We start from the raw sequence: 23,862 nt of genomic DNA on the forward strand, positions 1-23,862 counted from the left end.
CAGCGGATGACGGACCCGTCAGGCATCGTAGAGATGCGCGCGCGACCAGGGCAGGGTGTTGTTGTCGCCACGGGCGAAGACGACCTGGAAAAGCTGCAAGCAGCCGGTAGTGAAGCCCGCCAGCGAGCCCGCGAGATAGAGCCGCCAGGCTCGGACAAAGTTCTCGTCGAACATCGTTTGTACGGTGTCCGCATGCCGTTCGAAGCGCACGAGCCAGTGTTCCAGTGTCTTCGCGTAGTGGAGCCGCAGATTTTCCACGTCGAGCACGGAGAATGCGCGCGGCTCGAAGATCTCCATCATCTCGCGCAGTGACGGCGGGTAGGCGCCGGGGAAGATGCGCTTCTCGATCCAGGCGTTCATCGGTTCCGGTTTGTTGCGGCCGATGGAGTGTATCAGGCCACGTCCGTCGGGGGTTAAACAGCGGTGTATCACCTCGCCGAGTTCACGGTAATGATCCAAGCCGACATGTTCCAGCATCCCGACCGAGACGAAGGCATCATACTGGCCGGCGATGTTGCGGTAATCGTCCTCGATGTATTCGATACCGCTCAAGCCTTCCGCCGCCGCGCGTTCGCGGGCGTAGCGAATCTGTTCGCGGGAGATGTTGAATGAGCGCACCTTTACGCCATAGTGGCGCGCCATGTGCCGCGCCAGCCCGCCCCACCCGGAACCGGCCTCGACGACACGGTCGCCCGGCCGCAGTTGCAGTTTGCGGCACACGTGATCCAGCTTTGCGATCTGGGCCTCTTCAAGCGTCATCGAGGGAGAGGGGAAATAGGCGCAGGTATATTGCATCTCCCGATCGAGCCAAAGCTGATAGAAGTCATTGCTGAGATCGTAGTGATGATGGATGTTGCTCGACGAGCCCGCCAAGGTGTTGGCGCGAGGACGGTTGAGCACGTACGACTGGAATTTTCTCAAGAATTCAAATTTGGCCGCGCTTGTGCCGTAGGCGATTTCCAGAAACTTTACGAGATCCCCTTCGACTTCAACGCTCCCGACGCTGTAAAGATCGCCGAATTGCAGATTCGGATTGCTGAGCAGCTTATACAACGCAGAACGGCGACGGAGCGCAACGCGCGCGGCCGGCCGCGCGGAAGAGGTTGTGATCTCTTCACCGTTCCACAGCACCATCTGCAACGGCGGATCGCCAAGGAGGGAGAGCGTCTTGCGGGCGAGCCAGCGTTCCAGGGGAGAGACCCGCGCTGACGTTTCCGTGAAATCGGGGGCCGGCATGCCCTCAGTGACAGCCGGCATATTGAACGCTACGGCTTTTTCTTTTTTCATGGATACAGTCTCCTTGTGGTTATTCATCTCCGCATAACTATGAACGACCGGCGTTTCAGCACTCCAATTTGTTGCAAACAGCCTCAAATATCTCCTGAATAGATAAGCTTACTTGCATTGTAATAAAGAGGCATAAGGGTGGCAACTGTAGAATTCAACTCGGCCAGGCCCATTACGATGGGAACACATCGAGATGAATGAGCCCCCCTATCTGGGTAGAATGGAAGCGGACCGGGAGAAACTGTTGCAGCAGCCGCCAAGGCCACGGCCGTTCTCACGAGTTGGCCGCCGCCTTCGCCGTATGAGCCGTCTATTTCAAGCATGCGATTCAAACCCCGGCGTCAAAACTTTTGTGTTGATGGGGCGGACTATTATCCTCTGGACAGAGGGTTGCATGATGTTTAAAGTTGTAGCTGCCCAGTGAGAGTCTTACATAAAAGGAGTTAACCGTCATGCAGCTTCCCCTTCAAATTACCTTCCGAGATATTCCTCCCTCCCCCGCCGTTGAGGCGCGTATCCGCAAAAAGGCGGAGAAGCTGGAATCGTATTATGACAGGATCATGGGTTGCCGGGTCGTGATCGAGGTGCCCCAGAAACACCACCACCAAGGCAAACTTTTTAATGTGCGCATTGATATCACCGTACCCGGCGGCGAGCTGGTGGTGAATCGTCATCCACACGAAGATATTTATGTCGCGCTGCGTGATGCCTTTGCCGCCGCCGGCCGTCAGTTGGAAGATTATGCGCGCCACCAGCGAGGCGACGTGAAGGTTCACGAGACTCCGCACCACGGCCGTGTGGCGAGGCTGTTTCCTGAAGAGGGTTACGGCTTTATCGAGACACCGGACGGGCGCCAGATTTACTTCCATCGCAACAGCGTGGCGCATCCTGAATTCGAACGCCTCAAGACGGGTACGGAGGTGGTGTTTGTGGAGGAGCAAGGACATGAAGGTCCGCAGGCCAGAACAGTCACCATGGGCAAGCATCACCTGACTGAGTGAGGCGTTTGCGGTATCGGCCTATTTTGCCGCGGGGTGCCGGTCGGTAGAAAGTGAATCGCCGCCTATCCAAAGGTGGCTTTCCTTGCGCTGAACTTTCACTCCCAATTCGGCGCTGAGTGCCGTGATCCGGTTGGCGATATATTCAAACTCATCCCCGGTGGCGGGTACACTGCGGCAGTCTTCGATGAAGACGGGATGAAGATTGATCCGGTGAAGCTTAGAGCGGCTCAACTCAAGTTCAAAGAGCAACTGCAAGTCGTTTCTAAATCCGGGATCTACGTGGTAATCATCCACCAGATCGCCGGCCGCATAGAGGATGGGGCGGCCGCGATAGATCTCAATGCCCTGAAACAGATGTGCGCTATGGCCAAATAGAATTCCATAGCCCATGTCTATGGCCGCGTGGGCCAGGGTGACGAAATAATCCGGGGGGCGCTCGGCCCAGTTCGATCCCCAATGCAGCGACAGGATCGGCCAGTCTACGCCGGCCTGCTGCATGGCGTGGCAACTCGCCCGGAACTGGGCGAGGGTGGCCTTTTCGTCATCCAGATCAAGGTAGGCGATGCCCGGCCTGGCCCCGCTCGCGGCAAAGTCCTCCTGGTGGTCGCAAAAGGCCACCATTCCGAATTTGACGCCGTCACGTTCGATATAAACCGGGACGCGGGCCTCATTCAAATCTCTGCCGGCGCCGCTGTAACCAATGCCGTGCGCATGCAGGTGGCTCAGCGTATCCGTTAATCCCGTTATGTCGAAATCGAGGGTGTGATTGTTGGCGAGGCTGACGAGATCAATCCCCGCATCGGCCAGTGATCGCGCGGCCTCCGGCGGTGCGCCGAAATAAAAGGCCTTGGATGCGCCCTGCCAGAGTTGCTGAGAGGCGGTGACGGCGCATTCCAGATTGACGAGGGTGAGATCAGCGGCGCGCATCAGCGGGGCGATGCGGCCGAGGGGATAATCGGGACCGTGGCTCTTGATCCGCTCAGCCACGATGCGACCCAGCATCACATCCCCACCCACCATGAGGCGCAGAGTTTTGTCCATGTCGGGTCTGAGAGACCTCTGCAGGAATGCAGACACACGTGGAAGATAGAAGTGCCCTTGTATCTTGTATCTGATTAAATGGTACCGAGGGTCGGAATCGAACCGACACGGTGTCACCACCACTGGATTTTGAGTCCAGCGCGTCTACCAGTTCCGCCACCCCGGCACGATCGCCAAGTATAAGAAAAAACCAGGCTCTTACACAAGGCAGGGGGGCGATTATTTGCTACAATTTGCAATAATGCGGCGCAGTGACTTTTATTTTGAGCTTCCTGACGGCCTCATCGCCCAATATCCCGCATCGCAACGCAGCCAAAGCCGCTTGTTGTGCCTGGACGGCCGCAGCGGCGCCATGGACGATAGGCTCTTTGCAGATCTCCCTGAGCAGCTCCGCAGCGGCGATTTGCTGGTCTTTAACAATACCCGAGTGATCCCGGCGCGTCTGCTCGGCTCCAAACAAAGCGGCGGCAAGGTTGAGGTTCTGGTTGAGCGGCTGCTGGACGACCAGCGCATCCTGGCGCAGATCCGCGCCAGCAAACCGCCCAAGCCCGACAGCCGGATCGTTCTGCAACGCGGCGATCACTCCGTAACGGCCGGAGTGCTTGCGCGGCGCGATGATCTTTATGAACTGCGGTTTGACGATCCGCGCCCGGTATTGGAGATCCTCGATGCGGTTGGACATCAGCCGCTGCCTCCCTACATTGCCCGCGCCGACGAACTTCTCGACCAAGAACGCTATCAGACTGTCTACGCCGAAAGGCTGGGCGCGGTAGCCGCACCCACCGCCGGTCTGCACTTTGATCGGCCGTTGCTCGACCGGCTCGCCAGTATGGGCGTGGAAAGCGCCTTTGTGACACTGCACGTGGGCGCCGGCACCTTTCAGCCGGTGCGTGTCGAGGATATTACCGCGCACCGCATGCACAGCGAAGTTGTGGAGGTCTCTGAACAGGTCCGCACCCAGGTGCGCGCGACACAACAAAGGGGAGGGCGAGTCATTGCGGTCGGCACCACCAGCGTGCGCGCCCTGGAATCGGCGAGCCGCGGCGGCAAGATCGAACCCCTGCACGGCGAGACAGCCATCTTCATCTACCCCGGCTATGTGTTCAAAACAGTAAATGCCCTGATCACCAACTTTCACCTGCCTGAATCCACGCTGCTCATGCTGGTATGCGCCTTTGCGGGAAGAGAACATGTCCTCGCGGCCTATCGCCACGCAATAGCACAAGGCTATCGCTTTTTCAGCTATGGCGACGCGATGTTCATCACCCCGGCCTGAAATGACTTGATCTATTGGAGAAGACGTAAAATAATGCCCAGTCAGAATGTCTATTTTTATTTGCTGGTCGGGCGCGCCGTCCAAACGTATCGTTAGGCAGCGCGTAGCGGGTGGGTGTATATACTTCAACGCGGTGGATAAAAATGATCTCGTAAGGAGGTGGATATGTTGCGAACTGTTAGTGGGTGTTCTTTCCGTTCAAGTAGTGTGAGACTCAGCGATGTTGGATGTGATCCCCGGATAAAAATACACGACGAAGATTTTCTGCAGCGGCATAAGTGGCATATGGGCCCCGGCGCTTGTTCGGTGTCCGGGTGCCCTTGTAAGGGTTACACGGCAACATACGGGTCGGATCTGTGCAACAACTGTGGCCATAACTATACCGCTCATTGGTAAGTTGTAGGGTGGGCACGCCGTATGTGCCCACCTGTTTGAGTTGGGATTGAATCCAGGGGTGGGCACATACGGCGTGCCCACCCTACGAAACTGAACGAGAATCTCGCCCGACAAGATAAGGTAATTAGGACGAAACGTACCAAAAATAGCCTCACCGTGTCGCCTTACACGTTCATGGCGACATAAAAAATAAACCAGCACTTTTCTATATTGTTTACTTGTACCTTGTATCTTTCCCCTTGTATCTGCTTCTATCATGAAATTTGAATTACTACACACAGACGGCCCGGCCCGTCGCGGCCAATTATTGTTTGAGCGCGGCATAGTAGAGACCCCCGCCTTCATGCCGGTGGGTACCTATGGCACGGTCAAGGCGATGACGCCGGAGGAGCTGGTTGAGATCGGGGCTGAGATCATTCTGGGCAACACCTTTCATCTCATGCTGCGGCCGGGCGTGGAGGTCATCGCGGCGCATGGCGATCTGCATGACTTCATGCATTGGCAGGGACCTATTCTGACCGATTCAGGCGGTTACCAGGTGTTTAGCCTGGGGGCGATGCGCAAGATCTCCGAAGAGGGGGTCAGCTTCCGCTCGCCGGTCAACGGCGATCCCGTCTTTCTCGACCCGGAGCGATCCATGGCGGTGCAGCGCGCCTTGGGGGCCGACATCGTGATGGTGTTCGATGAGTGCACGCCTTATCCGGCGAGCGAAGAACAGGCACGCGACTCGATGGAGATGTCGTTGCGCTGGGCGGCGCGCAGCAAGCAGGCGCACGGCGATAACCCGTCGGCCCTGTTTGGCATCATCCAGGGCGGAATGTATGACGATCTGCGTCAGCGCTCCCTGCGGGGCCTGATGGAGCTTGGCTTTGACGGCTACGCCATCGGCGGCCTGTCGGTGGGCGAACCCAAGGCGGAGAGGATGCAGGTCCTGCAAACACTCTTGCCGCAGATGCCGATGGATAAACCGCGCTATTTGATGGGGGTAGGCACGCCCGAGGACATCGTCGGCGCGGTGCAGTTGGGCATAGATATGTTTGACTGCGTGCTGCCCACGCGCAACGCCCGCAATGGCCACCTGTTTGTGCACGGCGGCGAGATCCGCATCCGCAACAGCCAGTATCAATACGACAGCCGCCCGCTGGACGAGACCTGTCCCTGTTATACCTGCCGCAATTACAGCCGCGCCTACCTGCGCCACCTGGATAGATCTCATGAGATCCTGGGCGCAAGGCTGAATACTATCCATAATCTCTATTACTACCAGGAACTGATGCGCGGTCTGCGGGAGGCCATCGGCCGGGGCGCATTGGCGGATTTTGTCGCCGGGTTTTACGCAAAACGCGCCCAAAACCCCGTCGCTATGTCATAATTAACGAATAAATCACGACAAGTAAGGAAAATCCCATGAGTCTGTTTATCTCCGATGCCTGGGCGCAGGCCGCACCCGCCGCCGGCCCCGAGGCGATGTTAACGAGCTTTTTGCCGCTGATTGTCATCTTTGCACTGTTTTATTTCCTGCTGATCCGCCCGCAAATGAAGCGCGCCAAGGAACACAAGATGCTGGTGGCGGCTCTGAGCAAGGACGATGAGGTGGTCACCAGTGGCGGCCTGCTGGGACGCGTGACCCAGGTGGGAGAGGACTTTATCGCCCTTGAGGTGGCGCCCGATGTCCAGATCAAGGTGCAAAGGCATGCGGTGTCGGGCGTGATGCCTAAAGGGACGATTAAGTCCGTATAACCTCTGCGCTCCTCTGAGACTTAACCCATGATTAATCAGTACCCGTTGTGGAAGTACCTGCTGGTCTTGATTCTTGTTGTTGCGGGGGGGCTGTATTCCGTGCCCAATCTGTACGGCGAGGACCCGGCCCTGCAGGTAAGCCCCACCCGCACCACAAAGGTGGACAGCGCGACCCTCGCCAGGGTGGAGGATCTCCTCAAGCAGGACGGGCTGAGCTATAAGTCCATCGTTCTGGATACGCACGGGTTGCTGGTGCGCTTTGCCGATACCGAGACGCAACTGAAGGCCAAAGACAAGGTCAAGGAGGCCCTGGGCAATGACTACGTGGTCGCCTTGAATCTTGCCCCCAGCACCCCGCGTTGGCTCACGGCCATCAATGCCTTGCCTATGTATCTCGGTCTGGATTTGCGCGGTGGCGTGCACTTCCTGATGGAGGTGGATATGGGGGCCGCCGTCAAGCAGTCCGAAGAGCGTTATGCGGGCGATCTGCGCACCCTGTTCCGCGATAAAAAATTGCGTTATGTGACGATCACGCGCACCAACAAGGGGGTAGAGGTCAAATTCCGCACCCGTGAGGAACGCGGCCAGGCGCGGGATGCCGCACATAAGGAATATAACAGTTTGGTGCTCAAGGAAGAGGACAGCGGCAATGATTATTATCTCTACGCGAGCCTGAGCGAGGCCGATCAGCGCGAGGTGCGCAAGCTGGCCCTGCAACAGAACATCACGACTCTACGCAACCGCGTGAATGAACTGGGTGTCTCCGAGCCCGTGATCCAGCAACAAGGTCAGGAGAGGGTGGTCGTGCAGCTCCCCGGCGTGCAGGATACCGCGCGCGCCAAGGAGATCCTGGGCGCCACCGCCACCCTGGAGTTTCGCATGGTGGATGAGGGGCACAGCGTCGAAGACGCGCTCGCCGGGCGTGTGCCCGCGGGTGCGCGGCTCTACAAAAAGCGTGGGGGCGGCCAGGTTCTGCTGAAGAATCAGGTCATGCTCACCGGCGACTACATCACCGATGCCGCATCCGGCATCGAGCAGCGCAACGGCAGTCCGGCGGTGTTCATCACTTTGGACGGCAAGGGCGCCGCTATCTTCAGCAACGCCACCAAGGAGAACGTCGGGAAGGCGATGGGCGTCGTGTTTATCGAAAACAAGACCGAGACGCGCACCGTAGACGGCAAGCAGGAGAAGGTCCGCAGCAAGGTCGAGGAGGTCATCAACGTCGCGGTGATTCAGGAACAGCTCGGCAAACGCTTCCAGATCACCGGTCTGGACAGCACCACCGAAGCGCGCAATCTCGCGCTGCTGCTGCGCGCCGGCGCGCTCGCCGCGCCGCTCGAGATCGTCGAGGAGCGCACGGTCGGCCCCAGCCTGGGCGCCGAAAACATCACCAAGGGCTTCGATTCCACGCTCATCGGATTCGCCGCGATTGCGTTGTTCATGACGATTTACTACCACTTCTTCGGCGTGATCGCCAGCGTCGCGCTCGCCGTCAACGTGCTGTTGCTGATCGCCGTGCTGTCTCTGTTACAGGCGACGCTCACCTTGCCCGGTATCGCCGGTATTGCGCTTACCGTCGGCATGGCGATAGACGCCAACGTGCTTATCTTCGAGCGTATCCGCGAGGAACTGCGCAACGGCAATAGCCCGCAAGCCAGCATCCATGCCGGCTATGACCGCGCCTTGGATACCATCGTAGACTCCAACATCACCACGCTGATTGCGGGTTTTGCGCTGTTCATGCTCGGCTCCGGCCCGGTACGCGGTTTCGCCGTGACTCTGTGCATCGGTATTCTGACCTCCATGTTCAGCGCCGTGATGGTGTCGCGCGCCGTCGTCAATTTGCTGTACGGCGGGCGGCGCAAGCTCGCCAAGCTCAGTATATAGAGAGGGCTGGACATGGAATTTTTTAGAATCAAGCGCGACATTCCCTTCATGAGCTATGGCCGGAGCACTGCGGTGATTTCAGCGCTCACCTTTCTCGCCGCCGTAGTGTTCCTTATCGTGCGGGGCCTCAACCTCAGTATTGAGTTTACCGGCGGCACACTCATCGAGGTGCGCTATCTGCAGGCCGCGGAATTGCAAAAAATCCGCGCCGAGCTGACGGACGGCGGTTTTCATGACGCCTCCGTCCAAAACTTCGGTACCGCACAAGATGTGATGATACGGCTCCCCGCTAAAAAGGGTGTCAGCAGTGCAAAACTGAGCGAGGCCATCCTGGCGAGCTTGCGCCAGCAGGATAGCGGCGTCGAATTGCGGCGCGTGGAGTTTGTAGGCCCCCAGGTCGGCGAGGAACTGATCAACGACGGCGGGCTGGCGCTGATCCTGGTCTCGATAGGTATCATGCTCTATCTCGCCATCCGCTTCGAATGGCGCTTTGCGGTCGGCGCTATCGTCGCCACGGCGCACGACGTGGTGATTGTTTTGGGTCTGTTTGCGCTGTTTCAGTGGGAGTTTTCACTCACCGTGCTGGCGGCGGTGCTGGCGATCCTGGGCTATTCGGTGAACGACACCGTGGTGGTGTTTGACCGGATACGTGAAAACTTCCGCAAGATGCGCAAAGGCACTATCGCTGAAATTATAGACAACGCCATCACCCGCACCTTGAGCCGTACCATCATGACGCACGTCACCACCCAGCTCATGGTGTTCTCCATGCTGTTCCTGGGAGGCGAGGTGTTGTTTTACTTCGCGCTCGCGCTCACCATCGGCATCGTGGTCGGCACCTATTCATCGGTGCTGGTGGCAAGCCCCATCGTCATGTGGCTCGGCATCTCGCGCGCCGACCTGGTGCCGGTCAAGAAAGAGGGCGAGGTGGACCAGCGGCCTTGAGGGCACCGCAAAAAATAGTGGATTTTGGCTTTAGGCAAGGCGGAATTCTGCGAGAAAGCGGAGTGTACACGCCAGTACATGAGCATTTCGAGCAGAATTCCAACGCCGCATAAAGACAAAAGACGCATTTTTAGAGGTGCCCATGATCCCGCCTGTAAGCCTAACCGTTGGAGGACTTCCTCATACCTGTATTCAGGGAGAAACTCTAAGCCTCACCCTGCGCTTTTCGGTTACCAATCTTTGCGTCTTCGACCCCGTCCTGCGGATCTTTATCCGCCGTCGTGGCGAGACGGCGCATCTGCTCAGCGCCGATACGCATCAAGGCGGTTTATTCTTCCCGTGGTTGCCGCGCGGCGACTATTCATTCAACTATAGCCACAGGCTTCCCTTTCCGGAAGGCGACTACGAGTTGGGGATCGCCTGGGGTAGCCCGAGGGAGATTCGTGATCCGGATATTGTGCATACCTTTTGTATTCTGGCAGGTGCATCGGAGGTATCTGCGGAAAATCCTTCCCACTGGAAGATGTCCGAAGAGACCCGTTTGCGTGTAGAGAAATTGTCCTGGCAAGCAGGCATGAAAAATTGGTTTCACCGTCACTTCTGTCATGCGGCCTGTGTCATTGGTGAAACTTTTTTAGCCCATTCTCCGCTCCTCAAAGGGCGGATTCTCGACATCGGCGGAGGCGACGGCGTTACTGATCTGAGTTTGTTCCTGCGTTACCGGCCGCAGCAATTGGTGGTCATGGATATCGTAGACTACATCGCCGAGCTTCCTCGGGTGGCCACCGAGAATGGGCTGCCGTTGGAACGGCTGCCTGACAACTTCGTTTTCGTGCGGCAAAGCTGTGAATCGGTGCCCTATCCCGACGCGAGTTTCGATGTCGTGCTCTCTTGGGGCTCCGTGGAACACATCGTAGGCGGCTACAAAAAGGCCCTCGACGAGGTCTGGCGGGTGCTCAAGCCGGGCGGTTTGTTTTTTGTAAACCCGGGGCTGTACTATTCTTCCTACGGCAGTCATCTGGGCGAGTTTAGCGACGAGCCGCACCTTCATCTCAAGATTCCCGAAGAGGAATTGCGCGCCCTGGTCATGAGTGGTCGTCCCCGCTTGATGGACCGCGCCGGGTTCGATGTCTCAAACGCTGAGTACTGGCGCTTTTACAAGGAATTAAACCGCATCAAGGTCGCGGAGTTCGAGGCCGAATTGAAGGCCTACGGTTACACCATAATCAGGGCCGCGTTGCGGGTCAATGATGTGGTCGAGTACAGTCCCGAGCTGCAACACTACAGCGTGCTCGACCTGGCGATAGAGGATGCCTTTTTTACCCTTCAGAAGCCCGCTGGATTGGGGTCGCTCCCGGCATCCTGCCTCCCGCGACATTAGTACATCCCTGTACGTCATTAGTAGCAATTGTTCTACAGCGAGGCCGCCAGTCCCGCCTCCAGTGTAGGGTAGAGGAGTGTCACCCCCAATTCTTCACATATCCGGCGATTGTCCATGCGGCGCGATTCGTTGAGATAGGAGAGCATCTCCGGGCTGAGGGTTCGCTGCGCCTCGGCCAGGCTGATTTGCGGCGGCCTGGGAAGCCCCAGACGATCAGCCACCGCATTGAAATAATCACTCATGGTACTGTACTCACCGTCACAGACGTTGTAGATTCCACGGTCAATGCCACGCTCCGCCGCCGCTACACAGACCCGGGCGAGATCATCGGCGTGGATGCGATTGGTATAGGGCGCCTCTTCCCTGCGCACCACGGGCTGACCTTGTTTGATGTGCTCAATCGGCAGCCGTCCAGGACCATAAATGCCGCCCACACGCAAAATCACCACCGGTATTTTTTTGATTTGACCCCAGTCGAGCAGGGCGGTCTCGGCTTTGATTCGCGCCTGTGCTCGCGGTGTTTGCGGGTGAGGCGGCGTGTCCTCGTTGACCCAACCGCCTTGATGGTCCCCGTAGACGCCGCTGGTGCTCAGATAAACGATTTTGTTGGGGAGGCGGTCCGGGGGCACTGCGCCGAGAAAATGCTCCATGCGCGGGTCGGCGCTGCCTCCCCTTGGGAGAGGGTGGCCCGAAGAGCCGGGAGAGGGCGGTGGGGCGAAGTAATAAATCAGGGCGTTGTGAGCCGGCAAGGTGATCAGCGAGCGGGCGTCGTCGAGATCGCCGGGTACGGCGGTGATCCCTTTCGCCTCCAGTCGCCTCCGGTTCGCCGTGCTACGGACAAGGCCGCTTACCGTAACACCGCGCGCCTGCCACAGCTGCGCGACGCGCGTGCCGATGTCACCGCAGCCGACGATGAACACTCTGCTAATCAAATTTCCTCTCCCAGCCAAAATCTAAGATAATAACGCACTTTACATCACCCTAAGGTCAGCTATGAGCTTCAACGTATTAGTAAAGCCAAGTGGCCACGCGTTTGGTATGGAGGCAGGTGAGACCGTCCTCGATGCGGCGCTGCGGCACGGCTATGCTTTTCCTTACGGTTGCCGCAACGGCAGTTGTGGCGCCTGCAAGGGTATCGTACTGGAGGGCAGGGTGGACTATGGGGTGTTCGAGCACAAGGCGCTCAGCGCGGCGGAGATCGCTGCGGGCAGGGCGCTGTTTTGCCAGGCCACGCCGCTCACTGATCTAACGGTAGAGGTGCAGGAGGTGTCCAGCGTCAAGGGCATCGTGGTCAAGATATTACCCGCCCGGGTGGTGAAGATCGAGCAGCTTGCGCACGACGTGGCGCGTGTTTATCTCAAACTGCCCGGCAATGAACGGCTGCAATTCCTGGCCGGCCAATACCTGGACATCCTGTTGCCCGGCGGGCGCCGGCGCAGCTTCTCCATCGCCAATGCTCCCCATGACGACGCGTTTATCGAGCTGCACATCCGCCAGATCGAGGGCGGGCGTTTTACCGGCGAGATTTTTTCGAATCTCAAGGAAAAGGCCATCCTGCGCCTGCAGGGGCCGCTCGGGAGCTTCTATCTGCGTGAGGACTCAGACCGGCCTGTCATCTTCGCCGCGGGCGGCACCGGTTTTGGCCCGATCAAGGGCATCATCGAGCATGCCTTCGCGCTGGGAACGAGTCGCCCCATGCACCTGTATTGGGGCGCGCGAGCACGCAGTGATCTTTACCTTCACGAACTGGCGCGGCGTTGGACCGAGGAACACGCCAGCTTCACCTATACCCCCGTGTTATCGCAACCCAATAATGAGGATCATTGGGCTGGCCGGCGCGGCTATGTGCAGGACGCCATCGTGCATGACTTTCCCGATTTGAGCGGCTACGATCTTTACGCCAGCGGCCCGCCGGGAATGGTGGAGGCGGTACATAGAGCCGGTATTGAACACGGCCTCAAGCCGGAGAATTTCTACGCCGACCCGTTTGAGTTTTCCAAGGATGCACCCCCTGCGCAGTTCCCTAGTCAGGACGTTTTATAAAGAAACACATTTTTTCACCGCTGAGGACGCAGAGGATTTTTTTGTCCCACACTTAAAGTTTCCTCCGCGTTCTCTGCGGTAAATTTTTGCATTTTTTTTCACCGCTGAGGACGCAGAGGATTTTTTTGTCCCACACTTTTCCTCCGCGTTCTCTGCGGTAAATTTTTGCATTACTTGGGGGGCTCGTGATCGCCGGTTCGGTCTTTTCAGGCCCGTCGGTCGAACTCGCGCAGCAGCGGGAAATTTTCCACTGCGGCGAGTTTTTCGTTGTTCCTGTTGGATCGCGCGGGGAGTGGAACAGCGGGCTCCACGACGAGTTGCAGACCCTTGCGGTAATTCTCCATCGCAGCGTCTTTCTCGTCCATCTGTTCGAGCAGGCCGGCGAGCTCCTTGTAGGCCTCCGGGCGTCCTCCCGCGCCGACGCTGGATTCGAGATAGCCGCGCGCCTTGCCCCATAGCCGGTTGCGCAGACTGAGGCGTCCCAAGGTCAGCAACAGCACCGGGTTCTTGGGATGGGTTTTGAGCCAGCCCTCCGCGTGGGCAAGCTGCTTGGTCGGGTCCGCACCCTCAACCTGGCCGTAGAGGTGTACCAGCGGTTCACTCCACTGTTTTTTCAGGGCCTCGCGCAACAGGGGTTCACTCTCTTTGTCTTCTCCGTAGAGTCTGAGCTGTTGGATATAAGCCAAAAGAATTTTATCCTGCGCCTGCAGGCGGCGGGGGATGTTCGCCCACACCTCGTGCAAGGCCTGCGAGTCCTGCGCGCGCGCTGCGGCATGGAGCTGTCCGACATAGGCCTTGGTTTCTAATTCATGCGCCTCGGTGTCGTTCACCACCTTTGCCTTGCGCAGCAGCGGCAGCAATTCAAGCAACTGCGCCCAGTCCTGCACCTCAAGGTAGACTCTCATCAGGAGCTTCAGTACGTGGCTATGCTGTGGAGAGATCTGGCGCAGGTGTCTTAAGGTGGCGAGCGCCTGTTCGATCTGATGGTGACTCAATTGCAGCTCGGCCTGGGTGAGCCCCACGGCGATGTCCGCATCCGGGGCGCTTTCCAGGGCGAGGCGCAGATAATTATCGCGCCGTTCAGGCGCACCCTGCCGCTGTGCCGCGCGTGCCGCGGCAAGGTAGCCTAACAGGGGGGCCTCGCTGTGAGCGATGTATTTGAGCAGGCTTTTCTCAGCCGTTTCCCATTTACCCTCTTCGAGCAGGGTCAGGCCGCGAGTGAGCGCCAGCCGTCCCTTATGCGCCAGCCGCTCCCGCCGCCAGGCCTGCATGCGGCGCGGCAGCGTCAATATTTTGATGACAAAACGGGTGAAGACGTACAGCACTGCAAATCCGAATAACGTCAAAATGATAAAAAAAGTGAGTGTGGTCTCGGCGCGCCATGGCCCGCGTCCCAGTACCACGTAGCCTGGGTCGTTTTGTATCAGCAACGCCGTCACCGTGGCGAGAAAGAACACGACAATCGAGGTGATGAGTACTCTCATGGCGCGGGCGCCTCTGCTGTGCCAGGCTCACTGGCGTTATTATGTTGGAGATTATCAGGAAGGTCAGATTCTGGAACTATACTTCCTGCTCTACCAGGCTCACTGGAGTTGCGATCTTGGAGATCCTCTTCCGTAGGCGCGCTATCTCGCCGGATGTGCGCCTGCAGCAACTGTAGAGAGAGCGAGACGGGCGGCAGGTACGGTTGTAGCTCGGTTTGCTCCAGTTCCGTAATGCGGGTCAGCATGGATTGGACAGGCTGAGCCTCCGTGTCGAAATGGGCGATGAGCAGAGTGCGGATGGAGCGCATAACATCGCGGAAGATTCGTGTGTTACCCTGCAGCAGGGCAAATCGGGCGGTGGCGAACTCCAGGCGGAGATTTTGCCTCAGGATAAATTCTTCATTGGGTGACAGCAGCGGCGAGGATCCTTTTATCCCGTGGCGGATAACGATGAGGCCGTTAATGTCATCCCACAGCTTGCTCAACGCCTCTCGCCAGCCACGCGGCCCGGACTTTGCGGGAGTGGACGTGGCGCCGGCGGATTGACGGCCGGATAAGGGTAAATCGGTCGCTTCCTCGCCCATTTCGGTGAGTGTCCGCGCCAGTTTTCCAAAATCAGGCATTTTGACGGCCAGCAGGTTGTCGAGATCTTCCTTCAATTTCACGCGAATCTCGGAGGCGGCCGGGTCGCTGCTTTCCTGCAGACGTTGATCGGCCAGGCCGAGGGCTTGTAGCGCGCCCGGCAAGTCACGTTCCAGGGCCAGCCGGTGATTGGCGATACGCACCAGATATTCAGCCTCGGCCACGGCCTGGCTAGCACCCTGCCGGCGTAATTGAGTATGTAGCGCGGCGAGCGAGGTTTGCAGGGTGCGTTGTTCATCCTGCAGGGCCTTCAGGCGAGCGGTGACCTGTTCGGAGATGTCTTGTTTGAGATGCTGATTGTCTTCGCGCAGGGCGGTAATCTGTTGCTCGGTTGCAGCCGAACGCAGATTGCTGAGTTGCTGGACATCGGTGAACGCACGCCAGGTGAGGTAACTCCCTGCAGCCGCCGCAATAGCAAGCACCACGGCCAGCAGGGTGAATAACGTGAATAACCCTCTTCCCCTGGTTTTTTGAGGTAGAGGAGCGGCCTGTTCTGCCTCGGCGACGGACTCTTGCGGCGGAGTGATGTCGTTCATGCCGTTGTTCTCGTTTTAACCAAATCCTCAATCGCCTCGGCCAGCCCCGCATCACTGGCTTGTTTTCCTATCGCTATCGGCCCGGCAAAGCCCAGGCTGCGGGCATGCGCGACGTTACGCTCACTCATCACCGCCAACGGGGTGGCCAGTAAGGTGCTCCGTACAGCGGGCCCCGCCAATTCTAATAGATTAACCAATCCTGCGTTGCTCGTCACGCTGATGACGTCCACTTTACCACGCCGTAAGTGATCTTGCAGGTTACCAGGATCGGTCGCGGGCTTGGCCCGCCGGTACACCTCCGCATAGACCACGCTGGCGCCGCGTTGCCGCAGGGTCTCGCCCAACAGCTCGCGGCCACCCTCGCCGCGGAAGATCACGATGTTCTTGCCTCGCACCTGCTGCATCTCAGGCAGGGCCAGCAGGGCCTCGCTGTTGGACTGTTCGCGCGGGCAGAGATCGGGGCTCCTGCCGTACTTTTGCAGTGCCTTGGCGGTGCTCTCACCCACGGTGACGAGCCGCAGCCGGGAGGGCAACGGTCTCCGCGCTGTTATCATCGGCATCGCCTTGTGCACGGCATTGGCGCTGATGAAGATCGCCATATCGAACTCATCCAGCCGCTCGATGAGCGCATGCACCGCGCCGGTGCCTTCGGCATCTTGAATTTCCAGCACCGGGAACAAAATAACCATTCCGCCCCTGTCTTCGATCAGCTCTCGCAAGCCCTGCGCCTGATGCGCGGGGCGCGTTACCACCACCGTGACGCCGGCGAGGGGACGATAAGCAGGCTGCTGAAAAGTCTGTTTTTCAGCAGCCTGCGTGCGGTGTAGGGATGCACCGCCATTTTTCAAACACGCCCAGTGTTTGAAAAATGTAGAAAAGAAAAAATTACATTTTTTGCTTTTCGCGCTGAAAAGGCCATGGACGGACTTTTTCAGCATTCTACGGGCCCTTTTCGGCGAAGCGTTCATCGGCATAGACATCGCGCAGGATGGCGCGCGCGCCGCGTTCCAACAAATCCACGGCCAATGCCCCCCCCAGTTTTACTGCTTCCTTCTCATCGCCGCTGATCGTGCCGCGCACCACCTCGCTGCCGTCCGGCCTGCCCACCAAACCGCGCAGCGTCAGCACCCTGTTATAAATTTCCGCGTAACCCGCGATGGGCACCTGACAGCCGCCCTGCAATCCCTCATTCATGGCGCGTTCGGCGCGCACGCACGTGTCGGTGACGGGATCATGCAGAACGTTAATCAAGTCATGCACACGCGCATCGTTGCTGCGGCATTCAATGCCGATGGCCCCCTGGCCTATCGCAGGCAGGCTGATATCGGGTTCCAGGCAGTGCGTGATGCGATCCGCAAATCCCAACCGCACCAGGCCCGCCACGGCAAGGATGATGGCGTCGTAGTCGCCGTTGTCGAGTTTCTTCAGGCGCGTATTCACATTGCCGCGCAGTGCGGTAATGCTAAGGTCGGAACGGCGGGCGTGCAACTGAGTCTGGCGCCGCAGGCTGGATGTCCCCACGTGCGCGCCTTGCGGCAAATCATCCAGCCGCGCATAACGATGCGAGACAAAGGCATCGCGCGGGTCTTCGCGTTTGCCGATGACCGGCAAGTGGAGACCCTCGGGAAACTCGACCGGCACGTCTTTCATGGAGTGCACCGCGATATCGGCGCTGCCATCCAGTAGACATTGCTCCAATTCCTTTACAAACAACCCTTTGCCGCCGACCTTGGCGAGCGGGGCATCGAGCAACTTGTCGCCCTGCGTGCTCATGCGCACCAGTTCGATCCGGAGAGCCGGGTGGGCCGCCATCAAAAGATCACGGATGTGTTCAGCCTGCCACACGGCAAGCGGACTTTTTCGGGTGGCGATACGGAGGATATTAGCGGGCATAGTACGGGGTGAGAGTAGATTCGAATGCCTATGCTACTCTCTAGCGGGCCATTGAAAAAGCCCTTGCATGGGCTTTCCCAACAGCCTGCTAGCCCTTGGTCAATCGCTTGCGCACCTCCGGCAGGTGACGGCGGCTGATCTCAAGCAGCTCTTCGGCCCCTTGCAGGGCAAGCATACAATTTCCTTCGTGATCCTTGACCAGGCCGGAGATGTGGGCGGCGGCGGCCAGGGCGTTGCGGTGGATGCGGAAAAAGCGCTCGCCGAATTCATCTTCCAGATCCTTGAGCGACTCTTCAATCAGCACCTCACCGGCAGCAAAGCGCACTGTCACGTATTTCTGGTCGGCCTTGAAATAGAGAATGCTCGTTACCGGGATGAGCTGCAGGCTGCCTCGGTTCAGCACGCTGATGTGGGTGCGCGCGCGCGAGTCGTGCGTTTCGCCCTTGGTCTGATTCAGGGCGGCGAGCTGCACCCGGTTAAGCTGCTGGAGTTTGCGCAGGGCGTTCTCCAGCCGCTCCTTGCGGATGGGTTTCAGCAGATAATCCACCGCATGCGCCTCAAAGGCCTCCAGGGCGTGATCGCCAAAAGCGGTGGTAAAGATGATCGCGGGCGGCTGTTCCAGTGCGGAGAGGTGCATCGCGGCCTCCAGTCCGTCCATCGTGGGCATGCGGATGTCCATCAGGATCAGGTCCGGCTGGATGTTCACTCCCTGTTGCAGGGCTTCTTTGCCGGTGGCGGCCTCCCCCACGATGTGATAACCGCCGATCTCGCCCAGCAATTCACGCAGACGGGCGCGGGCCAGCGGCTCGTCATCGGCGATCAGGATGTTCATGATTCTTTGTGCAAATAAGGAAAGCGGAGATGCACGACATGCAACTGTGGCGAGACGTTTTCCACGGCCAGTTCGCCGCGCTCGCCATAGAAGGCCTGCAAGCGCTGCCGCACGTTGTCGAGGGCTATACGGTTGCCTGTGAGCCGGCCGGCTGCTTCAACGCCTAACGGGTTGCTGATGCTGACATGAATCGTAGTCTGTCGCAGGGTTCCGGAGATCACTATCTCGCCGCCGGACGCCAGGGGTTCAATGCCGTGATAGATCGCATTCTCCAGCAGGGGTTGCAGGGTAAGGGCGGGGAGCAGGGCGTCCGGGGGGAGTTCGCCGGTCTCCCAGCGCAGGCTCAGCCGCTCGCCGAGGCGCAGCTTTTCGATGCGCAGATACTTGTGGCATAACTCGATTTCTTCGGACAGCGGCACCCGCAGGCGCGCCTCGCGCAGGCTGCCGCGAAACAGGTCTGCGAGATCCATGACCGCCGCCTCGGCCTGATGGGGATGGCTGCGGGTGAGACTCGCAATGCTGTTGAGGCTATTGAATAAGAAATGCGGCCGGATGCGCGATTGCAGCGCCTGGATACGCGCCTGGGTTTCGGATTCGATGTTTCTTTTCCATTGATGCTGCACGTAAAAATAGCGCAGCGCCACGGCGCTGACGATGGCGCTGATCGCCAGATTGCGCAGCAGGAAACCGTAATACCAGTCGCGTGAGAGGAGCGCGTCCATCGCGGTGCTCTGCATGATCCAATACACGGCCTCACTCATCCCCGCCGTCACTGCCAGCAACAGAAAATGGCTGAGCAGTCCGGCCTGAATGTTGGGCAGCTTGCGCAGCCAGGGACGGCTGAAACACAGCACCGCGCCGCCGCTGAGGGCGGTCCACTGGATGAACAGCGAGATCAAGCTGAGGTCTTTCCAGCGGTTGTCCGACCCCATCTGCCCCAGCGCCAGCACGAAGGCCAGCAGTTGCTCAATGACCATCAGCGCCAGCACCATCCGCACGCCGCAGAAATTGGGCAAGAACAGTTCGTCTGTCACCGGTTTGACGGCGGCGCCGGTCTTTTTCTTGTCATTTAAGGAGAGCAAGGCTCGCATTTCGCTATACATAGTGACGGCTCGGTAAAAAAATGCAACTGCGGCTGAATTTACTCAGGAGCCACAAAGTAAGGCTGCAATGCTTATGATGTGACTCCTGAGTAAATACACTGTCTTACCTGCCCCCACCCTGTCTTTTGCGCTGTGCTTCCTGCGCCGCGCAAAAGTCCAGGGTGCACATCCCTGTGCACCCGTTCGGCAGCTTCGCTGCCTCACCCCCTGCACAGGGGGCGGGGACGTAGCGGGAAGTATAGTCGCGCTTACTGACTTATGAGTATCATCGTTTATACTGTTCTATTATCGGCCTGAAATGACGGTTCTAAAGCGTTCATGACTGACAACAAAAAGCCCTGGGGCGGGCGTTTCACCGCCCCCACCGACGAATTTGTGGAGGTCTTCACCGCCTCGGTGAGTTTCGACCAGCGCCTCTACAGGCACGATATCGCAGGCTCCATCGCCCATGCGCGTATGCTCGCCAAAGTGGGCGTACTTAAACAAACGGAATGTGACGCCATCGTAAACGGTCTCAAGGGCATCGAACTCGATATCGAGCGCGGCGAGTTTGCCTGGCTGGCGGAACTTGAGGACGTGCACATGAATATCGAGGCGCGCCTGATTGACCGCATCGGCGAAGTGGGCAAGAAGCTCCACACCGGACGCTCCCGCAACGACCAGGTGGCGACCGACCTCAGGCTCTACCTGCGCGATGAAATAGACGCCATTCTGGCTGAATTACAGCGGCTGCAAACGGCGCTGCTGGATCTCGCCGAGCGTGAGGCCGACACCTTGATGCCGGGCTTTACGCACTTGCAGATCGCCCAACCGGTGACCTTTGGCCATCACATGATGGCGTGGTTTGAGATGCTGAGCCGCGACCGTGAGCGCTTCAAGGATTGCCGCAAGCGGGTCAACATCATGCCGCTCGGCGCCGCCGCCCTGGCCGGCACGAGTTATCCGATAGACCGGGCCTATACCGCGGAATTGCTCGGTTTCGACGCCCCCGCGCAAAATTCGCTCGATGCCGTCAGCGACCGCGATTTCGCCATCGAATTCGCGGCGGCCGCAGCCCTGCTGATGGTGCACCTGTCGCGGTTTTCCGAAGAACTGATTCTGTGGTCGTCCAGTCAGTTTGACTTTGTGGACCTGGGCGACGCCTTTTGCACCGGTTCCTCCATCATGCCGCAAAAGAAAAACCCCGACGTGCCGGAGCTGGTGCGCGGCAAGAGCGGCCGCGTCATCGGCCATCTGATGGCCTTGTTGACCCTCATGAAGGCCCAGCCGCTGGCCTACAACAAGGACAACCAGGAAGACAAGGAGCCGCTGTTCGACACCGTGGATACGGTCAAGGCCTGTCTGCGCGTCTATGCCGAGATGATCCCGGCGCTGCGGGTAAAGCGCGACAAGATGCGCGCGGCCGCCGAGCAGGGTTACGCCACCGCCACCGACCTCGCCGATTACCTGGTGCGCAAGGGCGTGGCGTTCCGTGACGCCCACGAGATCGTGGGCAAGACGGTCCGTTACGGCCTGGAGCAGGGCAAAGACTTGGCACAAATGCTGCTTACTGAATTGCGTGAGTTCTCTCCCATGATCGAGCAGGACGTGTTCGACGTCCTCACCCTGGAGGGATCGGTCAAGGCGCGCAATCATCTCGGTGGGACCGCGCCCGAACAGGTAAGACAAGCGGTGCACAAGGCTAGACAAAGGCTATGCGGCAAATGACACGAATGTTGATCCCCTTCATGCTACTGCTACTGGCAGGCCTCGCTCTGCCTGCGCTGGCAGGCAAGCTTATCAAGTGGGTAGATGACCAGGGGCAGGTACACTACGGCGACAAAATCCCGGTGGAATACGCCGCCCAGCAGCATTCTGTGCTGAACAAACAGGGTGTGACCCTCAAGCGCAGCGAGGATGCAGTACGCACGCGGGAAGAAGCGGAAGAGAAGAAGCGCCAGGAACAGTTGCAGGCCGAACAGAAACAGCAGGCGCAGGAGCAGGCGAAAGAGCAGGCGGCCAAAGATAAGCGGCTGCAGGATAGCTACGCGAGCGAGCAGGACATTATCAAAATCCGCGACCGCCAGTTGGCGGGCCTGGAAGAAGAGATCAAGAACAGCCTCGTTAATCAGGAAAAGCTCAAGGCCCGGCTGGCCGAACTTAATACCAAGTCGAACGCCCTGCAAGCGGCGAATAAGCCCGTGCCAGCAAAACTGCAAGACGACATCAAGACGACTCAGACTCAGGAAACTCAATATGATGCCCTGATTCAGGCCAAGCGCAAGGAACAGGATCTAGTCCGTAAGACGGCGGAAGAAGACCTGCGGCAATATCAACAAATGCAGGCTAGGGCCCAAGTTCCCTGATTCTGCTCATAGCAAGCTGGCTCCTGGCTTTATTTACCGCAGAGGACGCAGAGGAACAACGCGGCTTTGCTTCTCCTCTGCGCTCTCCGCAGTGATTTATTTTATCGTAGAGCGAGTTACGAAAGTTAGGATTACAGCACCAGGCTGGGCTGTAAGCGGCGTAGTGCAACCCGATGGGCATGGCAGTCAGGGTCCAAACCTTCCACCAAGTCCCAAAATGCCGCTGAATGATTGAGGTGGCGGAGATGGCAGAGTTCGTGCGCCAGCACATAATCCACCAGCGCCGCCGGCGCGAGCATGAGGCGCCAGTTGAGGCTGATCGTGCCGCGCGCAGAACAGCTCCCCCAGCAGGTCTTTTGGCTGCGTATGGTGACCCTCTCGGGCCACAGGCCGGCCTTTTCAGCGAGTATCGCCAGCCGCCCAGTCATGTAAACCTGCGCCTCCCTCCGGTACCAGATCTCAAGCAAACGCACGATGCCCGCGCGCTCGTGACATGGGCTATGTACATGCAGCGCCTCATCGTGGCGGTCGACGCGGCCATGTGCGGCGTGATGCAGACGCAGCGTGAGTTCGGTATCGAGCAGGGGAAGGCGGGAGGCCTCCTCCAGGGGGCGGCGCCGCGCAAGTTGAGCGCGCACCTGCGCAAGCCGTTTCGCCACCCACGGGGTATGGTTATGCACAAACTCCCGTGCCTCGCGCAGGCTGGCGCGCAACGGGATGCGCACGATAACTTCCGCATCGTCACTGACGTGAAGACTCAGACGGCGGCGACGGGGGATCCGATGGAGGGTGTAGGGGATGTCTTCACCCATGACTGTCAACTGGTCTTTGGCAAAGAGCTTGCCAAGTGTATTAGACATTTTGAGATTTGCCACTTTCAATCTCGGTGGCGGCGACATTGCCTTCGGGAGTGAATCTCAGCCGAATCTTTCCCCAGCAGGGCACGCGCCCGGCCTCGCAGCCGGAGCCTTCCATCACTACTTCATCAAAGCTTACCGCACACAGCGCCTCATCGGGCTTATTCTCTATTACGCTGACCTTGAGGCTGGCGGGGTCGGGCCAGCCGTTCTGGGTGCACAACTCGGCCAGTCTTGGCGTCGTAGCGAAGAAGTCTGCTAACGCTTTCTGATTCATGCGCATCAAGATTTGATCAGCGTGCCGACGCCCTGGTCGGTAAAGATTTCCAGCAGCACGGCGTGCTCAACGCGCCCATCGAGAATATGCGCCGCGCCCACGCCACCCGCTACCGCGTCCAGCGCGCAGCGGATCTTGGGCAACATGCCGCCGTAGATCGTGCCGTCGGCGATCAGCGCCGCGACATCGTCGCTGCTCAGGCGCGGCAACAAGTGGCCTTGCTTGTCGAGCACGCCCGGTGTGTTGGTCAGCAGCATCAGTTTTTCGGCGTGCAGGGCCTCGGCCAGCTTGCCCGCCACCAGATCGGCGTTGATGTTGTAGGATAGCCCGTCCTCGCCCACGCCCACCGGGGCAATTACCGGGATGAAATCGCCGCCGGTCAGGGTGTGGATCACCGCGGTATCGAAGCTGGCCACCTCGCCGACGTGGCCCATGTCTATGATCTCCGGCGCCTCCAGTTCGGGGCTCTTGCGCGTCAGGGTGAGCTTGCGGGCGCGGATCAGGTCGCCGTCCTTGCCGGACAGGCCCACCGCCGAGCCACCCTGGCGATTGATGAGATTCACGATGTCCTTGTTCACCAGCCCGCCCAGCACCATCTCCACCACGTCCATGGTCTCGCTGTCGGTGACGCGCAGGCCGTCCACAAATTGACTTTGCTTGCCGATCTGGTCCAGCACCTTCCCGATCTGCGGCCCGCCGCCGTGCACGATCACCGGGTTGATGCCGACCAGTTTCATCAGCACCACATCACGCGCAAAGCCGTTCTTCAGGGCCTCGTCCACCATGGCGTTGCCGCCGTACTTGATGACCAGGGTCTTGCCCTTGAAGCGCTGGATATACGGCAGCGCCTCGGTCAAGACATGGGCGATGTTGCTGGCATTGATGCTCATGGCGGT

At 58.9% G+C, this 23,862-nt stretch carries 22 protein-coding genes and 1 tRNA gene; 10 read left to right on the plus strand and 13 right to left on the minus strand.

Annotated features, from left to right (window positions below; genetic code table 11):
* Positions 1-18 precede the first annotated feature (18 nt).
* The gene (locus tag HY028_02500; protein MBI3343734.1) at positions 19-1,257 is read right to left on the minus strand and encodes a class I SAM-dependent methyltransferase; all 1,239 of its coding nucleotides are present in this window, start codon (positions 1,255-1,257) and stop codon (positions 19-21) included.
* A 482-nt stretch (positions 1,258-1,739) separates the two neighbouring features.
* Between HY028_02500 and HY028_02505 the strand changes: the two genes are divergently transcribed.
* A complete protein-coding gene (locus HY028_02505; GenBank protein ID MBI3343735.1) occupies positions 1,740-2,288 on the plus strand; it encodes an HPF/RaiA family ribosome-associated protein in 549 nt (182 codons plus the stop codon).
* A gap of 18 nt (positions 2,289-2,306) precedes the next feature.
* Here HY028_02505 and HY028_02510 read toward each other — a convergent pair whose 3' ends face one another.
* A complete protein-coding gene (locus HY028_02510; protein ID MBI3343736.1) occupies positions 2,307-3,329 on the minus strand; it encodes a CapA family protein in 1,023 nt (340 codons plus the stop codon).
* A gap of 79 nt (positions 3,330-3,408) precedes the next feature.
* Positions 3,409-3,495, minus strand: a tRNA-Leu gene (locus tag HY028_02515).
* A 75-nt stretch (positions 3,496-3,570) separates the two neighbouring features.
* Here HY028_02515 and queA point away from each other — a divergent pair.
* The 6 genes from queA (at position 3,571) to HY028_02545 (ending at position 10,954) form a co-directional block, all read left to right on the plus strand.
* A complete protein-coding gene (queA, locus tag HY028_02520) occupies positions 3,571-4,605 on the plus strand; it encodes a tRNA preQ1(34) S-adenosylmethionine ribosyltransferase-isomerase QueA (GenBank protein ID MBI3343737.1) in 1,035 nt (344 codons plus the stop codon).
* A 652-nt stretch (positions 4,606-5,257) separates the two neighbouring features.
* Positions 5,258-6,373 (plus strand): tRNA guanosine(34) transglycosylase Tgt, encoded by a 1,116-nt coding sequence (gene tgt, locus HY028_02525; GenBank protein MBI3343738.1) that lies wholly within the window; start codon positions 5,258-5,260, stop codon positions 6,371-6,373.
* Positions 6,374-6,408: 35 nt separating this feature from the next.
* Complete coding sequence (yajC, locus tag HY028_02530; protein MBI3343739.1) at positions 6,409-6,741, plus strand: preprotein translocase subunit YajC; 333 nt, start codon at positions 6,409-6,411, stop codon at positions 6,739-6,741.
* Positions 6,742-6,768: 27 nt separating this feature from the next.
* Entirely contained in the window at positions 6,769-8,628 is a 1,860-nt protein-coding gene (gene secD, locus HY028_02535; GenBank protein MBI3343740.1) for a protein translocase subunit SecD, read from the plus strand.
* Between the two features lie 12 nt (positions 8,629-8,640).
* On the plus strand, positions 8,641-9,573 hold the full coding sequence (gene secF / locus HY028_02540; GenBank protein ID MBI3343741.1) for a protein translocase subunit SecF: 933 nt from the start codon (positions 8,641-8,643) through the stop codon (positions 9,571-9,573).
* 142 nt (positions 9,574-9,715) lie between these two features.
* On the plus strand, positions 9,716-10,954 hold the full coding sequence (locus HY028_02545; protein ID MBI3343742.1) for a class I SAM-dependent methyltransferase: 1,239 nt from the start codon (positions 9,716-9,718) through the stop codon (positions 10,952-10,954).
* A 32-nt stretch (positions 10,955-10,986) separates the two neighbouring features.
* Here HY028_02545 and HY028_02550 read toward each other — a convergent pair whose 3' ends face one another.
* Positions 10,987-11,883 (minus strand): SDR family oxidoreductase, encoded by an 897-nt coding sequence (locus tag HY028_02550; protein ID MBI3343743.1) that lies wholly within the window; start codon positions 11,881-11,883, stop codon positions 10,987-10,989.
* Between the two features lie 64 nt (positions 11,884-11,947).
* On the opposite strand from HY028_02550, the gene HY028_02555 reads away from it, so the two are divergent.
* A complete protein-coding gene (locus HY028_02555; GenBank protein MBI3343744.1) occupies positions 11,948-12,997 on the plus strand; it encodes a CDP-6-deoxy-delta-3,4-glucoseen reductase in 1,050 nt (349 codons plus the stop codon).
* 206 nt (positions 12,998-13,203) lie between these two features.
* On the opposite strand, the gene HY028_02560 is transcribed toward HY028_02555, so the two are convergent.
* The 6 genes from HY028_02560 to HY028_02585 form a co-directional block, all read right to left on the minus strand.
* On the minus strand, positions 13,204-14,481 hold the full coding sequence (locus tag HY028_02560; protein ID MBI3343745.1) for a heme biosynthesis protein HemY: 1,278 nt from the start codon (positions 14,479-14,481) through the stop codon (positions 13,204-13,206).
* On the minus strand, positions 14,478-15,659 hold the full coding sequence (locus tag HY028_02565; GenBank protein ID MBI3343746.1) for a uroporphyrinogen-III C-methyltransferase: 1,182 nt from the start codon (positions 15,657-15,659) through the stop codon (positions 14,478-14,480). Before HY028_02565 ends, HY028_02560 begins: the two co-directional genes overlap by 4 nt.
* Positions 15,656-16,507 (minus strand): uroporphyrinogen-III synthase, encoded by an 852-nt coding sequence (locus HY028_02570; GenBank protein MBI3343747.1) that lies wholly within the window; start codon positions 16,505-16,507, stop codon positions 15,656-15,658. Before HY028_02570 ends, HY028_02565 begins: the two co-directional genes overlap by 4 nt.
* A gap of 91 nt (positions 16,508-16,598) precedes the next feature.
* A complete protein-coding gene (gene hemC / locus HY028_02575; protein ID MBI3343748.1) occupies positions 16,599-17,552 on the minus strand; it encodes a hydroxymethylbilane synthase in 954 nt (317 codons plus the stop codon).
* An 88-nt stretch (positions 17,553-17,640) separates the two neighbouring features.
* Positions 17,641-18,384: a response regulator transcription factor gene (locus HY028_02580; protein ID MBI3343749.1), complete on the minus strand. Its 744-nt coding sequence runs from the start codon at positions 18,382-18,384 to the stop codon at positions 17,641-17,643.
* A complete protein-coding gene (locus HY028_02585; GenBank protein MBI3343750.1) occupies positions 18,381-19,487 on the minus strand; it encodes a histidine kinase in 1,107 nt (368 codons plus the stop codon). The genes HY028_02580 and HY028_02585 overlap by 4 nt, the downstream gene beginning before the upstream one ends.
* A 318-nt stretch (positions 19,488-19,805) precedes the next feature.
* Between HY028_02585 and argH the strand changes: the two genes are divergently transcribed.
* Positions 19,806-21,194 (plus strand): argininosuccinate lyase, encoded by a 1,389-nt coding sequence (gene argH, locus HY028_02590; protein ID MBI3343751.1) that lies wholly within the window; start codon positions 19,806-19,808, stop codon positions 21,192-21,194.
* A gap of 20 nt (positions 21,195-21,214) precedes the next feature.
* On the plus strand, positions 21,215-21,832 hold the full coding sequence (locus tag HY028_02595; GenBank protein ID MBI3343752.1) for a DUF4124 domain-containing protein: 618 nt from the start codon (positions 21,215-21,217) through the stop codon (positions 21,830-21,832).
* Between the two features lie 131 nt (positions 21,833-21,963).
* Here the strand turns inward: HY028_02595 and HY028_02600 are convergent, their stop codons facing one another.
* From HY028_02600 to argB, 3 genes are read right to left on the minus strand one after another with little or no spacing between them, the layout of a single operon-like run.
* Positions 21,964-22,692, minus strand: a complete 729-nt coding sequence (locus HY028_02600) for a M48 family metallopeptidase (GenBank protein ID MBI3343753.1) — start codon at positions 22,690-22,692, stop codon at positions 21,964-21,966.
* The gene (locus HY028_02605; GenBank protein MBI3343754.1) at positions 22,685-22,966 is read right to left on the minus strand and encodes a hypothetical protein; all 282 of its coding nucleotides are present in this window, start codon (positions 22,964-22,966) and stop codon (positions 22,685-22,687) included. The genes HY028_02600 and HY028_02605 overlap by 8 nt, the downstream gene beginning before the upstream one ends.
* Positions 22,967-22,971: 5 nt before the next feature.
* Positions 22,972-23,856: an acetylglutamate kinase gene (gene argB / locus HY028_02610; protein ID MBI3343755.1), complete on the minus strand. Its 885-nt coding sequence runs from the start codon at positions 23,854-23,856 to the stop codon at positions 22,972-22,974.
* Positions 23,857-23,862 lie beyond the last annotated feature (6 nt).

This window comes from Gammaproteobacteria bacterium (assembly GCA_016195665.1).
In the GTDB taxonomy this organism is placed as follows: Bacteria; Pseudomonadota; Gammaproteobacteria; order SURF-13; family SURF-13; genus JACPZD01.

Coding starts and splice junctions, on each gene's coding strand:
- HY028_02500 (MBI3343734.1), bottom strand. CDS start 1,257: ATGCCGGCTGTCACTGAGGGCATGCCGGCCCCCGATTTCACGGAAACG.
- HY028_02505 (MBI3343735.1), top strand. CDS start 1,740: ATGCAGCTTCCCCTTCAAATTACCTTCCGAGATATTCCTCCCTCCCCC.
- HY028_02510 (MBI3343736.1), bottom strand. CDS start 3,329: ATGGACAAAACTCTGCGCCTCATGGTGGGTGGGGATGTGATGCTGGGT.
- queA (MBI3343737.1), top strand. CDS start 3,571: ATGCGGCGCAGTGACTTTTATTTTGAGCTTCCTGACGGCCTCATCGCC.
- tgt (MBI3343738.1), top strand. CDS start 5,258: ATGAAATTTGAATTACTACACACAGACGGCCCGGCCCGTCGCGGCCAA.
- yajC (MBI3343739.1), top strand. CDS start 6,409: ATGAGTCTGTTTATCTCCGATGCCTGGGCGCAGGCCGCACCCGCCGCC.
- secD (MBI3343740.1), top strand. CDS start 6,769: ATGATTAATCAGTACCCGTTGTGGAAGTACCTGCTGGTCTTGATTCTT.
- secF (MBI3343741.1), top strand. CDS start 8,641: ATGGAATTTTTTAGAATCAAGCGCGACATTCCCTTCATGAGCTATGGC.
- HY028_02545 (MBI3343742.1), top strand. CDS start 9,716: ATGATCCCGCCTGTAAGCCTAACCGTTGGAGGACTTCCTCATACCTGT.
- HY028_02555 (MBI3343744.1), top strand. CDS start 11,948: ATGAGCTTCAACGTATTAGTAAAGCCAAGTGGCCACGCGTTTGGTATG.
- HY028_02560 (MBI3343745.1), bottom strand. CDS start 14,481: ATGAGAGTACTCATCACCTCGATTGTCGTGTTCTTTCTCGCCACGGTG.
- HY028_02565 (MBI3343746.1), bottom strand. CDS start 15,659: ATGAACGACATCACTCCGCCGCAAGAGTCCGTCGCCGAGGCAGAACAG.
- hemC (MBI3343748.1), bottom strand. CDS start 17,552: ATGCCCGCTAATATCCTCCGTATCGCCACCCGAAAAAGTCCGCTTGCC.
- HY028_02580 (MBI3343749.1), bottom strand. CDS start 18,384: ATGAACATCCTGATCGCCGATGACGAGCCGCTGGCCCGCGCCCGTCTG.
- HY028_02585 (MBI3343750.1), bottom strand. CDS start 19,487: ATGTATAGCGAAATGCGAGCCTTGCTCTCCTTAAATGACAAGAAAAAG.
- argH (MBI3343751.1), top strand. CDS start 19,806: ATGACTGACAACAAAAAGCCCTGGGGCGGGCGTTTCACCGCCCCCACC.
- HY028_02595 (MBI3343752.1), top strand. CDS start 21,215: ATGCTACTGCTACTGGCAGGCCTCGCTCTGCCTGCGCTGGCAGGCAAG.
- HY028_02600 (MBI3343753.1), bottom strand. CDS start 22,692: ATGTCTAATACACTTGGCAAGCTCTTTGCCAAAGACCAGTTGACAGTC.
- HY028_02605 (MBI3343754.1), bottom strand. CDS start 22,966: ATGAATCAGAAAGCGTTAGCAGACTTCTTCGCTACGACGCCAAGACTG.
- argB (MBI3343755.1), bottom strand. CDS start 23,856: ATGAGCATCAATGCCAGCAACATCGCCCATGTCTTGACCGAGGCGCTG.